This window comes from Acidovorax sp. 100 (genome assembly GCF_003688355.1).
In the GTDB taxonomy this organism is placed as follows: domain Bacteria; phylum Pseudomonadota; class Gammaproteobacteria; order Burkholderiales; family Burkholderiaceae_C; genus Acidovorax; species Acidovorax delafieldii.
In genome coordinates this window covers 1,696,103-1,710,297 of the sequence record NZ_REFD01000001.1, presented here as the reverse complement: position 1 = coordinate 1,710,297, position 14,195 = coordinate 1,696,103, and the positions used below count along the sequence as shown (strand labels likewise).

The following is a 14,195-nucleotide window of genomic DNA, read 5'->3' as shown; positions in this document are numbered from 1 at the left end:
ACGGGCAATATCAATGCGTTGCGCCATGGTGTCCCTCCCGTGGATTGATCGGCTTTTGTTGTTGTTCTGGGGGCAGTGCGGCGGCGCTGATCGCCTCGACCACCTGTTCCATCTTCATGAATCGCGATCCCTTGACCAGCACGCTGCCCACCGTGGGCAGGGCGTTGCGCACCGCATCCTGCAGTGCGCTCATATCGTTGAAATGCCGGGCAACACCACCCTGCCCGTCGCCGTACGCCGACGTGGCGTGCACCGACTGCGCGCCCAACGCAAACATCGTGGGGATACCAGCCTCACGGGCCAGTGCGCCGGCCTCGGTGTGGAACTGTGGCCCCTGGTCGCCCACCTCGCCCATGTCGCCCATCACCAGCAGTTGCGGGCCTGGCAGTTCGGCCAGCACCTGGATGGCAGCGTGCATGGAATCGGGGTTCGCGTTGTACGTGTCGTCCACCACCGTGATGTCGCGGCCCGCGACGGTCACACTGAAAGCGCGCGAGCGGCCCTTGACCGGTGTGAAGTCGCGCAGACCCTGGGCAATGGCCGCGACGGGTGCACCCGCTGCCAGCGTGCACGCCGTGGCCGCCAGCGCGTTGGTGACGTTGTGGCGGCCAGCGATGTGCAGGCGGGTCGTGATCTCGCCGCGTGGTGTGGTCAGGGTGACCGCCCAGGCGCCGCGCTCCCACGTGGCCTGCGCACAGCGAACATCACCGCCATCACCAAAGGTCACCGTGCGGCGGCCGGGCCGCCCCAGAGCCAGCGACTGCCAGAGGCCCGTGTAGGCATCCCCTGACGGGAACACGGCCACGCCATCGGCGGGCAAGCTGGCAAACACCGAGCCGTTCTCGCGGGCCACCGCCTCGACGGTATGCATGAACTCCAGATGCTCGCGCTGCGCGTTGTTGACCAAGGCCACCGTGGGCTGGGCCATGGCGGCCAGCGTGGCGATCTCGCCAGGGTGGTTCATGCCCATCTCGATCACGGCGGCGCGGTGGCTGGCGCGCAGGCGCATCAGCATCAGCGGCACACCGATGTCGTTGTTGAAATTGCCCTGCGTGGCAAACGCAGCTTCACCCTGCCAGGCACGCAGGATGGACGCGATCATCTGCGTCACCGTGGTCTTGCCATTGCTGCCCGTCACGCCGATCAGCGGCAGGTGGAACTGCGTACGCCAGCCGGTGGCGAGTGCGCCCAGCGCAGCCAGGCTGTCGGGCACTTCGATGCCGGGCAAACCGGCTGCCTCCAGACCACCGTGTGCAATGGCTGCAGCGGCACCGCCAGCACGGGCATCGGCCAGGAAGGCGTTGGCATCGAAACGCTCGCCCTTGAGCGCCACAAACAGATCGCCCGGCTGCAGGGTGCGCGTGTCGGTGTGCACACGCGCCAGCGGCGTGGCGCCATCGCCCACCAGTCGGGCGGCCGGAATACGCGGCTGCAGCAGCGCCCAGGCTTGCTGCAGTGTCATGACGGGTGCAATGGTGTTCATGCCCATGTGTGGGCTCCTCGGGCCTGCAGCGCAGCCTGCGCATGGGCCATGTCGGAGAACGGCACGCGCACGCCTGCCGTCTCCTGGGTGTCTTCGTGGCCCTTGCCGGCAATCAGCACCACATCGGCAGGTGCGGCCTCGGCAATGGCCTGCGCGATGGCGGCCGCACGGTCGGGCTCGGCGCGCACGGTGCCACCGGCAATCGTGCCCTGCAGGATCTGGTGCAGGATGGCTGCCGGGTCTTCGCTGCGGGGGTTGTCGCTGGTCACCAGCACCTGGTCGGCCTGCTGCTGGGCCACGGCACCCATCAGCGGGCGTTTGCCCGCGTCGCGGTCGCCGCCGCAGCCGAACACGCACCACAGCCGCCCGCCACGCTCGGTGGCCAGGGGGCGCAGGGCTTGCAGGGCTTTGTCCAAAGCGTCGGGGGTATGGGCGTAGTCTACGGCCACCAGGGGTTGGCCCACCGCCACCAGCCGCTGCATGCGGCCCGGCACGGGCTGCAGGCTGGCGCAGGCGCGCACGGCGCGGTTCAGCGGCACGCCCAGGCTGCGCAGCGTGGCCAGCACGCCCAGCAGGTTGAGCACGTTGTACTGGCCGATCACGCGGGTTTGCAGCAGATGGCGGTCAGTGCCCTCCACCACCGTGAAACGCAGGCCCTGGTCACCCAGGGTGATGTCCTGCGCCGCCAGGCGCGCAGCCCCCTGGGCCGAGACGCTCCACAGATCCAGTGCACTGCCCTTCAGCTCGCCATGCAATTGGGCGCCTGCGGGGTCGTCCACATTGATGATGGCGGCCTGCAGGCCCGGCCAATCGAACAGCGCCCGCTTGGCCAGCCAGTAATCGGCCATGCTGCCGTGGTAGTCCAGGTGGTCTTGCGTGAAGTTGGTGAAGATGGCCGCGTGGATGTGCGTGCCGTCGAGCCGGGCCTCGGCCAATCCAATCGACGAGGCCTCGATGGCGCAGGCACCGAGGCCCTGCGCCACAAACTGGGCAAACGCGCGCTGCAACCGCACCGGGTCGGGCGTGGTCATGCCGGTGGAGGTGAGCGCGGGTGGCAGTCCCATGCCCAAAGTGCCCACCAGCGCACATTGATCTTGCCCTGATTGCTCCTCATTCGATAGCACATTCAGAGCACCTGCGAGCCACCACGCCGTGCTGGTCTTGCCATTGGTTCCAGTCACGGCCAGCACCTTCAGCTGCTGCGTGGGTTGTGCAAACCATTCGGCGGCGATGGGCCCTGTGGCGGCCTTGAGACCTTGCAGCGCCGCCATGTGGTCGCCCGCAAAAGCGAAGGCCTCGACCCCCGCCTGTTCGACGAGGCAGGCCGTGGCGCCACGCACCATGGCGTCGGCCACATGCGCGCGGCCGTCTGTGGCGGCACCGGGCCAGGCAATAAAGCCGTCGCCGGGCGTGATCTGGCGGCTGTCGGTGTGCAGTGCGCCGGTGACGCGCGTGCGCAGCCATTGCACCGCGTCGCTGGCAGTCTGGAGGATGTGGAGCGGCGCTTGCATCACAGCGACTCCTCCACGGCATTGGCCACGATCTGCGGCTTGACGGCCATGTCGGGCTGCACGCCCATCATGCGCAGGGTCTGCTGCACCACCTCGCTGAAAACCGGCGCGGCCACGGCACCGCCGTAGAACACGCCGTTGCTGGGCTCGTCGATCATCACGGCCACGATGATGCGGGGCTTGTCGATGGGTGCCATGCCGGTGAACCACGCGCGGTACTTGCCCGAGGCGTAGTTCTTGCCCACCTGCTTGCGTGCCGTGCCCGACTTGCCGCCCACGGAGTAGCCCACGGTCTGCGCCTTCTGGCCCGTGCCGCCGGGGCCTGCGGCCATCTGCAGCATCTTGCGCACCTGGTCGGCCGTGCGCTCGGAAAAAACAGGCACGCCCACGGCGGGCTCGGCCGTCTTGAGCATGGTGGCGGGAATCACCCGACCGCCATTGGCAAACACGGTGTACGACCGTGCCATCTGGAACAGGCTGGCCGAGAGGCCGTAGCCGTACGACATGGTGGCCTGCTCCACGGGGCGCCAGCTCTTGTAGGGGCGCAGGCGGCCCGTCACCACGCCCGGGAAGTGCAATTGGGGCTTCTGACCAAAACCGGCGGCCGAGAAGGTCTCCCACATCTCGCGCGCGGGCATCTGCATGGCCAGCTTGGTGGTGCCCACGTTGCTGGACTTCTGGATCACGCCTTCGACCGTGAGCACGCCGTAGTTGTGCGTGTCCGAGATCGTGGAGCCGGTGATGGTGATGCGTCCGGGGTTGGTATCCACCACGGTCTCGGGGCGCACGCGCCCGGTCTCCAGCGCCAGGCCGATGGTGAACGGCTTCATGGTCGAGCCGGGCTCGAACACGTCGGTCAGCGCACGGTTGCGCAGTTGTTCGCCAGTCAGGTTCTGGCGCTTGTCGGGCACGTAGCTCGGGTAGTTGGCCAGCGCCAGCAGCTCACCCGTGTGGGCATCGAGCACCACCACGCTGCCCGCCTTGGCCTTGTGCGCGGCGACCTGGTCGCGCAGCTTCTGGTACGCAAAGAACTGCACCTTGCTGTCGATGGACAACTGCATGTCCTTGCCATCGACCGGGGGCACGGTTTCGCCCACGCTTTCGACCACACGGCCCAATCGGTCCTTGATCACGCGGCGCGAACCGGGCTTGCCCGCCAGCTCCTTGTCGAACGCCAGCTCCATGCCTTCCTGGCCGTGGTCTTCCACGTTGGTGAAGCCCACCACGTGTGCGGCAGCCTCGCCCTCGGGATACTGGCGCTTGTATTCCTTGCGCTGGTAGATGCCCTTGATGTCCAGGGCTGCGATCTGCTGGCCCACATCCCAGTCAAGCTGGCGCTTGATCCAGACGAAGGTCTTGTCCTCATCCGCCAGTTTTTTCAGCAGGTCGGCCTGCGGCATGTCCAGCAGCTTGGCCAGCTGCTTGAGCTTGGCGCGAACCTCGGGCTTGTCCTGGTCCACGTCTTCGGGGATCGCCCAGATGCTGGCAGCCGGCACGCTGGACGCGAGGATCAGGCCATTGCGGTCCACGATCTTGCCGCGGTTGGCAGGCAACTCCAGCGTGCGCGCAAAACGCACCTCGCCCTGACGCTGGAAGAACGCGTTGCCAAACACCTGCACATAGGCCGCCCGCCCAGCCAGCCCCAGAAAGCCCAGCCCAATCACCGCCACGATGAACTTGCTGCGCCAGACCGGCGTCTTGCTGGCCAGCAGAGGGCTGGATGTGTAGAGCACGCTGCGGCTCATGGCTGCACCCCGGCGGGTTGCGAAGCGGCGGCTGTTGCCGCTGCAGTGGCAGTTGCGACGCCTTGCGGGTCAGACACGTACTGGGTGATCGCTGGGGTAGCGGTGCGCATGTTCAACTGTGCGCGCGCGATCTTCTCCACCCGCAGCGGCGTGGCCTGGGCGCGCTTTTCCACCTGCAGGCGCTGGTGCTCCGTCTCCAGACGGCGGGCCTCGGCCACGGCGCGGTCCAGCTCGGTGAACAGGCGGCGCGATTCGTACTGGGTGTGCACCAGATAGATCGCACTGGCCAGCACCGCCAGCAACAGGACCACGTTGAGCCGCGTCATGTCAGACGACCGCCGTGCGCTCGGCCACGCGCATGATGGCGCTGCGCGAGCGGGGATTGGCCTCGACCTCGGCCGCACTGGGCTTGATGCGGTCAAGCGCGATGAGCTTCATGGCCTGCGGCGCAGCAAACGGTGCGCGGCGGTCGTAGACCTCCTTGGAATGTTTGGCGATGAACTGCTTGACGATGCGGTCTTCGAGCGAATGGAAGCTGATGACCACCAGCCGCCCACCGGGCTGCAGCACCGAGAGGCTGGCCTCTAGCGCCTGTTGCAGCTCTTCAAGCTCGGCGTTGATGAAAATCCGAAGAGCTTGAAATGTGCGCGTTGCAGGGTTCTGGCCCGGCTCGCGGGTTTTGACCGCGCCAGCCACGAGGTCGGCCAATTCTGCGGTGGTTGCAAGAGGACCCCGTTCTTCGCGCCGAGCAACAATCGCCTTTGCAATGGGGCCAGCAAACCGTTCTTCACCGTAGTCACGTATCACCTCCGCAATCTGACCGACTTCGGCCGTGGCCAACCAATCGGCCACGCTTTCGCCGCGCGTGGTATCCATGCGCATGTCCAGCGGACCGTCAAAACGGAAACTGAAGCCCCGCTCGGGGCTGTCGATCTGGGGCGAGCTCACGCCCAGGTCCATCAGAACGCCCGCAGCACTGGCGGGCGGCAGGTCGGCCAGATGGCGAAAACCTTCGTGCCGAATGGAAAAACGCGCATCGGTGATGCGCGTTGCTTCGGCGATGGCTTCGGGGTCCTTGTCAAAGGCCACCAGGCGCCCCTGGGGGCCTAGCCGGAGCAGGATGAGGCGGGAGTGCCCGCCGCGCCCGAAGGTCGCATCGATCCAGGTGCCGGAAGGCTCCGGGCCTGCGCCGCCCAGGAGAGAGTCCACGGCCTCGTTGAGCAGGACGGTGGTGTGTTGCAAGGGGGATGTCACAGCGCGCCTTAAAAGGAGAAGTCCTTGAAGACATCCGGCATCTCACCCTGCATGGCCTTGGCTTCCTGCTCGTCGTAGGTGGCCTTGTCCCAGAGTTCGAAATGGTTGCCCATGCCCAGCAGCATGGTGTCTTTGGAAATACCGGCGGCTTCGCGCAGCTCGGGGGAGATCAGCACACGGCCGGTGGCGTCCATGTCCACATCCATGGCATTGCCCAGGAAGATGCGCTTCCACCACTGGGCGGACATGGGCAGCTGGGCGATGCGCTCGCGGAACTTCTCCCATTCAGGGCGGGGGAAGACCATGAGGCAGCCGTGCGGGTGCTTGGTGATGGTGAGCTGACCGGATGCCGTGGCCGCGAGGACGTCACGATGCCGGGTCGGCACGGACAGCCGACCCTTCGCATCGAGACTCAGCGACGAGGCACCTTGAAACACGGACAGATTCCCAGTTCGGTTTTGCGCCTCGCATGTCCAGAAACGGACCTTGAGGGCACTTTTCACCACTTAATTGCACTTTTTTGCACTGTAGCAGGAAAAGCACACCGAACAAGGGGGTTGTCCCACAAACTTTTCAATGAAATCAACGACTTAGATGCGTTTTTTCAGACACCAGAACGCTAAAAGTCGTTGAAAAAGAAGCACTTAGAGAGGCCTATGAAAGTGACCTCTCAAGGCTTGACCGAGTGGTCACAGGATGTAGCGCGACAGGTCCTCGTCCTGGCTCAGGGTCTGCAGGCGGGTATCGACGTAGGCGGCGTCGATGGTGATGGTCTGGCCGGCCAGGCGGGTGGCGTCAAAGCTCACCTCGTCCAGCAGGCGCTCCATCACCGTGGACAGGCGGCGCGCGCCGATGTTCTCGGTGCGTTCGTTCACCTCAAAGGCGATGTGCGCCAGGCGGGTGATGCCCTCGGGCGCGAACTCCAGCGCGACGCCCTCGGTGGCCAGCAACGCCTGGTACTGCTTGACCAGCGACGCATGGGTCTGGGTGAGGATGGCTTCGAAGTCCTTGACCGACAGCGATTCCAGCTCCACTCGGATCGGGAACCGTCCCTGCAGCTCCGGGATCAGGTCGCTGGGTTTGGACAGGTGGAACGCCCCCGAGGCGATGAACAGGATGTGGTCCGTCTTGATCATGCCGTACTTGGTGGACACCGTGGTGCCCTCCACCAGCGGCAGCAGGTCGCGCTGCACGCCTTGGCGCGACACGTCGGCACCACTGCTTTCCTGGCGCGCGGCCACCTTGTCGATCTCGTCGATGAAGACGATGCCGTTCTGCTCGGCGTTCTGCACGGCGCGGGTCTTGATCTCCTCTTCGTTGACCAGCTTGGCCGCCTCTTCGTCGGTGATGAGCTTCAAGGCTTCCGCGATCTTGAGCTTGCGGGTCTTGCGCTTGTCCTGCCCCAGCTGACTGAACATGCCGCGCAGCTGCTCGGTCATTTCCTCCATGCCCTGGGGGCCCATGATCTCGAGCTGGGGGCGGCCTTCGGCCACGTCGATCTCGATCTCCTTGTCGTCCAGACTGCCTTCGCGCAGCTTTTTGCGAAAGACCTGGCGGGCGGTGTTGTCAGCGGCAGGCTCGCTGCCTGCTGCGGCGCGGGCCGGGGGGATCAGCACGTCCAGAATGCGCTCCTCGGCCGCATCTTCGGCGCGGGTGCGCACCTTTTTCATCTCGGCCTCGCGCGTCTGCTTGACGGCCATCTCGGCCAGGTCGCGGATGATCGAATCCACATCCTTGCCGACGTAGCCCACCTCGGTGAACTTGGTGGCCTCGACCTTGATGAAGGGCGCATCGGCTAGTCTTGCAAGGCGGCGCGCGATCTCGGTCTTGCCCACGCCGGTGGGGCCGATCATGAGGATGTTCTTGGGCGTGATCTCCTGGCGCAGGCTGCCTTCCACCTGCTGGCGGCGCCAGCGGTTGCGCAGGGCGATGGCCACGGCGCGCTTGGCGCTGGCCTGGCCCACGATGTGGTTGTCCAGCTCGGAGACGATTTCCTGGGGGGTCATGGACGACATACAGGTCTTCCTGGTATCAAATGAGGCTGTAGCGCTAGTGGATCATGCGCCAGCAGCTATAAATAACAGAGCACTCAGCCCATCAGGGTCTGACCGTGCGGCCAGCCTGGGGCCGGTTCCACCGCCGTACGCTCAGAGCGTCTCGATGGTGTGGTTCATGTTGGTGTAGATGCAGAGTTCGCCCGCGATTTCGAGCGACTTCTTCACGATCTCTTCGGCGGACAACTCGGTGTTCACCAGCAGCGCCTTGGCCGCCGAGTGCGCATAGGCGCCCCCCGAGCCAATCGCCACGATGCCTTGCTCGGGCTCCAGTACGTCGCCATTGCCGGTGATGATGAGCGACGCGCTGGCGTCGGCCACGGCCAACATGGCTTCGAGGCGGCGCAAGACCCGGTCGGTACGCCAGTCCTTGGTGAGTTCGATGGCAGCGCGCGTCAGGTGGCCCTGGTGCTTTTCCAGCTTCGCCTCGAAGCGCTCGAACAGCGTGAACGCATCGGCCGTGGCGCCCGCAAAGCCCGCCAGCACCTTGCCGTGGTAGAGCTTGCGCACCTTGCGCGCCGTGCCCTTGACCACAATGTTGCCCAGCGTGACCTGCCCATCGCCGCCGATGGCGACCTGGATGCCGGAAGGCGTCTGGCGACGCACACTGAGGATGGTGGTGCCGTGGAACACCGGATGGTTGTCTTGAGATGAATCCATAGCTGCGGCAGATGGGGATCACCAGGCATTTTGCAAGCCGACCTCGGGACGGATGCCGCACACGCAGCCTGGCCAACCACGCGACACGCCATTCCCCAACGCCCGCAAGACTGGAATCTGGACCGGAACAGCCCCCCCCCAGGAGAGGTGCTGCTAGTTCTTCCGGGGGACCACCCAGGCGTGTTCGTTGATGCCGATCACGTTGAAGAAGATCGCCACCAGCCGCTGCAGGTTGTGGAACTGGATCACATGGCCGTGGCCCTGTTGCTCAGCCGCCCAGTTGAGCACGGAGCCTGCAGCAGCAAAGTCCACCCGGATCAGCTTGTCGCAGGCAATGGTCAGCGGCACGCCGGGCTTGAAGTGTGCCTCGAACGGCTGCAGCAGGGGCGTGGCATCGCCGTCGATATGGCCGCTGAGCTGTGCGACGGGTCCGTTGTCCAAGGGAGCAGGGACCGACGACTCACCGAGATCGGACGCCATGAAGTCGCTGTCGGCGGCCAGAGGCGCAGAGCCTGAAGACACACCCTCGTTGTCCGAGTATCCACAACGTGGCGACACCCAGGAGGGCGGAGAGACTTCGTAGGTCACGCAGTAGTCGAGCGCCACCAATTCAAACTCGTCGGGCTTGCCCATGAGGCGCATGGCTGCCATGCGCAAACGCCACCACTCGGGGCTGTTCGAGCGGTCGCCCGACTGGGTCTTGGCATCGAGCAGGGCATGGAGCTTTTCAACACCCGAAAACACGATCTGGACATCGCGGTCGGCCCACAGGCTGAACTGGTCAGCCAACAGGGGCACTGCCGCCTCATCAATCGAAGCAAGGCGTGACCAGGACAGCGTCCAGGGGGACGCCGCACGGGCCAGCGAGGCCTGCAGTGCCGCCACCGAAGAAACCGCCACGGTGGGCGGAGCGTTCCAGCTGAAATCACGGCGCATGGCAGCGGCAGGCTCGGCAGCGGGAGCCACTTCAACGGCCAGGCCCAGTTGCGCCGGGATGGAAAACCACAGCGGCGCCGAACGGCCATATTGCGCGGCAAAGTCGATGGCCAGGGTGTCAAAACGGTCGTGCTGCCCGGTGGCCCGGTAAAGGTCGAACAGCGTCATCCAGATTTCCAGCTGCTGCGCTGGATCGTCCTGCTGGTGCTGGGCCAGCACCTCCAGCAGGCCAGACTCGGCCCCTGCATGGTCACCATTGGCAAACCGGATGGCGGCTTCTTCAAGATCGGGTTCGTGCACGAATTCCTCCGGTTCGAATGCGGGCGCGGGGGCAGCCGTGGGAGCCGCAGGGCTGAAGGATGCTTCGACGTGTGGGGCGCTGCCGGGCAGCATGGTGGCGTCCGTGCCACCAAAGCGGCCAATGGCCATGCTGTCATCAGCGAACAGAGGCTGAACGGCGGGTTTGGTATCCAGCGGAGCAGACAGGCTCCCGGGCACCGTGGGCGCATAGGCACGGGCTTGCTCTTCCGCAGACGCCTCCGTGCTGGAATCCGGCATCACCCCTGGCTGGGTGGGTGCGTCGGCGCCCTGCTTGCTCTTCCACCACTGCTGGGACATCTGCGCTTCGATCTCGTCGATCTTCTTGAGCGTGACGGCCCGTTCGTCGGGCGATGCCATGCTGCTCTGGAAAAACGAGGGGCGCCCTGCGGCATCTTCCACCCGCTGCCCGTGCAAGACCTCGCGCTGGCGCAGCTTGCGCAGCTGATCAAACTCGCGGCGCCGCACAAAATCGTTGCGGCGCTTGCGCTCGATCATCTCCTTGAGCATCTGCTTGCTGTACTGGCTCTCCCGGTCGTCCTGGAGGGAGTCCAGCTCCGTCCAGTTGACGGTCGGATTCTTCACGAACCGCACCACCTTCGATAGCAGGCCGCCAGGGGTGGATTCTTCCTTGCTCATGGCTCAGGGTGCAGAGTGCGCGCGTTGATCAACAGGCGGGGGCCTGCTCAATCCCCAAACATCTTCTGCTTGAGTTCGCGGCGTTGCTGCGCTTCGAGCGACAGCGTGGCGGTGGGACGTGCGATCAGGCGGCCCACACCAATGGGCTCACCGGTTTCGTCGCAGTAGCCGTAGTCACCCGCATCGATGCGGGCAATGGATTGCTCGATCTTCTTGAGCAACTTGCGCTCCCGGTCGCGGGTGCGCAACTCCAGTGCGTGCTCTTCTTCGATGGTGGCGCGGTCGGCCGGGTCGGGCACCACCACGGTGTCCTCACGCAGATGCTCAGTGGTTTCTCCGGCACTGTTGTGGATGTCCTGCTTGAGTTGAACGAGCTTGAGGCGGAAGAACGCCATCTGCTTTTCGTTCATGTACTCGCTGTCGGGCATGGCCATGACTTCAGCGTCGGTCAGCTCGGCGACGGACTTGGTTTTCCAGTTGTTCGCCAGCTTGGGGTCTTTTTTGGCAGCCGTGTAAGTAGGCTGCGCTTGCGCGGTCGTGGGCATGGTGTGTTGATAACTGGCTTTGGCAGCTGTCGAAGCCACCGTCTGTGCCATGGATGGTACGGTCAATTGGGCCAATCGGGAAGAAGGCCGGGTTGTGCGCACGGGTACCTGCGAGCCCGCTTGCAGTGCGGGCGCCGGAGCGGGTGCCGCCACTGCCGGGGGCGCGACCACCTTGGGTGCTGCAGCAGCCTTGGCAGTGGCCTTCGCAGCAACTTTGGGTGCCGCTGGGGCGGCGGCGCTTTTTGCCGCGGCAGGGGTTGCCTTGGTGGCCCCCTTGGATTTGCTGGTGTCGGCTTTCACTTCCTGGTCTCCTCGCAGTACGGGCGGGCCCCAGCTGCATTCGCAGCCAAGGGCGTGTGGCAAGCCTTCCGGGGTCTAGAACCTGTTCACAGGTTCTTGCCGGGGCGCGATTGTATCGACCTGGGCTGACGCAAACGGAAACGTTGCAGATACAACACAAATCGGGCTCCATCGCCCCCTCGGAACCGGCGAACAGGTCAAACCAGGCTTTGCTCCAGCCCCTGCAGGAAGATGTCCTTGGGCAGGTCAATGCCAATAAAGACCATCTTGCTGGTACGCGCCTCGCCCTCGGCCCACTGGGGGCCCAGGTCGCTGCCCATGAGCTGGTGCACGCCCTGGAATATGACCTTGCGTTCAGTGCCCTTCATATTCAGCACCCCTTTGTAGCGCAGCATGCGCGGGCCGTAAATATTGACGATGGCGCCAAGGAAGTCTTCGAGCTTGGCCGGATCGAACGGGCGGTCCGATCGGTACACAAAACTCTTCACATCGTCATCGTGGTGATGGTGATGGCCATGGCCGTGCTCATGCTGGTGGGAGGGGTGGCTGCAGTGCTCGCCATGTTCGTGGTCATGGTCGTGGTGGTCATGCCCATCCCCTTCTTCCTTGAGGAAGTCCGGGTCGATGTCCAACTTGGCATTGAGGTTGAAGCCGCGCAGGTCCAGCACCTCCTTGAGCGGCACTTCGCCAAAATGCACGGCCTTGATGGGCGCGCGCGGGTTCATGTGCTTCAGGCGATGGATCAGCGCGTCGGTCTCGTCCTTGGACACCAGGTCGGTCTTGGACAGGAAGATCTGGTCCGCAAACCCCACCTGGCGGCGGGCCTCCTGCCGGTCGTTGAGCTGCTGTGGCGCATGCTTGGCATCCACCAGCGTGATGATCGAGTCGATGAGGTAGGTTTCGGCGATCTCTTCGTCCATGAAGAAGGTCTGTGCCACGGGGCCCGGGTCGGCCACGCCGGTGGTCTCGATCACGATGCGGTCAAAGTCGAGCAAGCCCTTGCGCTTTTTGGCCGCCAGCAGTTGCAGCGTCTCGCGCAGGTCTTCGCGGATGGTGCAGCAGATGCAGCCATTGCTCATCTGCACGATCTGCTCCTTGGACTCGGTCACCAGGATGTCGTTGTCGATGTTTTCTTCGCCGAATTCGTTCTCGATCACGGCGATCTTCTGGCCATGGGCTTCGCTCAAGAGGCGCTTGAGCAACGTCGTTTTGCCCGAGCCCAGGAAGCCGGTGAGGATGGTGACGGGGATCAGTGCCATAAATCTGTCTTTCAAGGGAATCAAATACTTGCGCTGCGCGGCGCAGTGCCCCACCCAGGGGCATCTTTTTCAGTGTACCGAGGCTGTCAAGCCCCTGCTGGCACCGGAAAGCTCACCCCTTGCGCATCACCACCAGCCCCTTGAGGTACTCGCCCTCCGGAAACTCCAGCGTCATCGGGTGGTCGGGCGCGCCGCCCAGGCGCTCCAGGATGTAGCCGTCCACCCCCGCATCGGCGCCAGCCGAGGCCACGATCTTGTGGAACAGGTCGGCGCTGATGCCGCCTGAGCACGAGAAGGTGAACAGCACCCCGCCGGGCGACAGCAACTGCAGCGCCAGCCGGTTGATGTCCTTGTAGGCGCGCGCGGCCCGCTCGGCGTGGGCCGCCGTGGGGGCGAACTTGGGCGGGTCCAGGATGATGGCGTCAAAGCGCTGGCCTTCCTTGAGGAACTGGCGCAGCGAGGCATTCACGTCGGCATCGAGGAAGGTGGCCCGGTTCGGATCAAACCCGTTGAGCGCCACATGGGCCCGGGCGCGCTCCAGGGCCGGGCCCGAGGAATCGATGGAGGTCACGTGCCCGTCGGCCACAGTGCCCGCTGCACGCATGCCCGCCAGCGCCGCCACGCTGAAGCCGCCGGTGTAGCAAAAGCAGTTGAGCACATGCTTGAAGCCCAGGCGCTGGGTGTAGTCGGCAAACCGCTGGCGGCTGTCGCGCTGGTCCAGATAGAAGCCGGTCTTGTGGCCCTCAGCGATGTTGAGCGTCAGACGCCACTGGTGTTCACGGATCGTGAGTTCGAGCGGCGGCCCCTCGCCATCACCTGCCGCACCCGTGGGCCCACCGCGCAGCCAGCCGGTGGCGGGCTCCAGGCCCTCCAGCGAACGCACGCTGGCATCCGAGCGCTCGTAGAGCTTGGTCAGCCCCGTTTCGCGCAGCAGCGCATCGGCAATCACGCCCTTCCAGCGCTCGGTGCCGGCGCTGGTGAACTGCGCCACCAGCGTATCGCCATAGCGGTCCACGATGAGCCCGGGCAGGCCGTCGGACTCGCCATGCACCAGACGTACGCCATCGCTTTGCACGTCAAAACGTGCCCTGGCGATGATGGAACGTGCGCAAGCAGCTATAAAAAACGGAGCATCAATGCGTTGTGCCTCATCAAAGCTCCACACCCGGGCACGGATGCGCGAGCTGGGGCTGTACGCAGCCCAGGCCAGAAACTGGCCTTCGTGCGATTCCACGCGCACGGTCTCGCCGCTGTCGCCGCCGCCCTTGGCGATGGCCGATTCAAAGATCCAGGGATGGCGGCGCAACAGCGAGCGCTCTTTGCCCGCGCGGAGTCGAAGGGTTTTCATGACCCGGATTGTGCGTGCTGGCGGGCACGGGTGAGCCACCCGCCGATGGAAAACTGCGCGCAAAAGCTACCCACGCCCCTGGTCACACCCCCATCAGGCAGGCCCAGCCAGCCCTTCCCAGCCCGGCAGGAACGCAGCCGATC

12 protein-coding genes are annotated in these 14,195 nt (G+C 65.0%); all 12 read right to left on the bottom strand.

What is annotated here, in order from left to right:
• Window positions 1-10 precede the first annotated feature (10 nt).
• The 12 genes from murF to C8C96_RS07985 all read right to left on the bottom strand — a co-directional run bounded on the left by murF (window position 11) and on the right by C8C96_RS07985 (window position 14,052).
• Complete coding sequence (murF, locus tag C8C96_RS08040; protein WP_121941980.1) at window positions 11-1,489, bottom strand: UDP-N-acetylmuramoyl-tripeptide--D-alanyl-D-alanine ligase; 1,479 nt, start codon at window positions 1,487-1,489, stop codon at window positions 11-13.
• Entirely contained in the window at window positions 1,480-2,994 is a 1,515-nt protein-coding gene (locus C8C96_RS08035; protein ID WP_121941979.1) for a UDP-N-acetylmuramoyl-L-alanyl-D-glutamate--2,6-diaminopimelate ligase, read from the bottom strand. Before C8C96_RS08035 ends, murF begins: the two co-directional genes overlap by 10 nt.
• Window positions 2,994-4,739: a penicillin-binding protein 2 gene (locus C8C96_RS08030; RefSeq protein WP_116748936.1), complete on the bottom strand. Its 1,746-nt coding sequence runs from the start codon at window positions 4,737-4,739 to the stop codon at window positions 2,994-2,996. Before C8C96_RS08030 ends, C8C96_RS08035 begins: the two co-directional genes overlap by 1 nt.
• Complete coding sequence (ftsL, locus tag C8C96_RS08025) at window positions 4,736-5,065, bottom strand: cell division protein FtsL (RefSeq protein ID WP_121941978.1); 330 nt, start codon at window positions 5,063-5,065, stop codon at window positions 4,736-4,738. The genes C8C96_RS08030 and ftsL overlap by 4 nt, the downstream gene beginning before the upstream one ends.
• 1 nt (window position 5,066) lies before the next feature.
• The gene (rsmH, locus tag C8C96_RS08020) at window positions 5,067-5,993 is read right to left on the bottom strand and encodes a 16S rRNA (cytosine(1402)-N(4))-methyltransferase RsmH (protein WP_056059230.1); all 927 of its coding nucleotides are present in this window, start codon (window positions 5,991-5,993) and stop codon (window positions 5,067-5,069) included.
• 8 nt (window positions 5,994-6,001) lie between these two features.
• Complete coding sequence (gene mraZ, locus C8C96_RS08015; RefSeq protein ID WP_015012546.1) at window positions 6,002-6,430, bottom strand: division/cell wall cluster transcriptional repressor MraZ; 429 nt, start codon at window positions 6,428-6,430, stop codon at window positions 6,002-6,004.
• Window positions 6,431-6,682: 252 nt separating this feature from the next.
• Entirely contained in the window at window positions 6,683-8,008 is a 1,326-nt protein-coding gene (hslU, locus tag C8C96_RS08010) for an ATP-dependent protease ATPase subunit HslU (RefSeq protein ID WP_121941977.1), read from the bottom strand.
• 132 nt (window positions 8,009-8,140) lie between these two features.
• The gene (gene hslV / locus C8C96_RS08005) at window positions 8,141-8,707 is read right to left on the bottom strand and encodes an ATP-dependent protease subunit HslV (RefSeq protein ID WP_056646768.1); all 567 of its coding nucleotides are present in this window, start codon (window positions 8,705-8,707) and stop codon (window positions 8,141-8,143) included.
• 153 nt (window positions 8,708-8,860) lie between these two features.
• Entirely contained in the window at window positions 8,861-10,600 is a 1,740-nt protein-coding gene (locus C8C96_RS08000) for an STAS domain-containing protein (protein ID WP_121941976.1), read from the bottom strand.
• Between the two features lie 47 nt (window positions 10,601-10,647).
• Window positions 10,648-11,445, bottom strand: coding sequence for an RNA polymerase-binding protein DksA (gene dksA, locus C8C96_RS25405; RefSeq protein WP_082522359.1), 798 nt, complete (start codon window positions 11,443-11,445; stop codon window positions 10,648-10,650).
• 197 nt (window positions 11,446-11,642) lie between these two features.
• Window positions 11,643-12,704, bottom strand: a complete 1,062-nt coding sequence (locus C8C96_RS07990) for a GTP-binding protein (RefSeq protein ID WP_099731227.1) — start codon at window positions 12,702-12,704, stop codon at window positions 11,643-11,645.
• A gap of 112 nt (window positions 12,705-12,816) precedes the next feature.
• Window positions 12,817-14,052, bottom strand: a complete 1,236-nt coding sequence (locus C8C96_RS07985) for a class I SAM-dependent rRNA methyltransferase (RefSeq protein WP_099731228.1) — start codon at window positions 14,050-14,052, stop codon at window positions 12,817-12,819.
• Window positions 14,053-14,195: the final 143 nt, after the last annotated feature.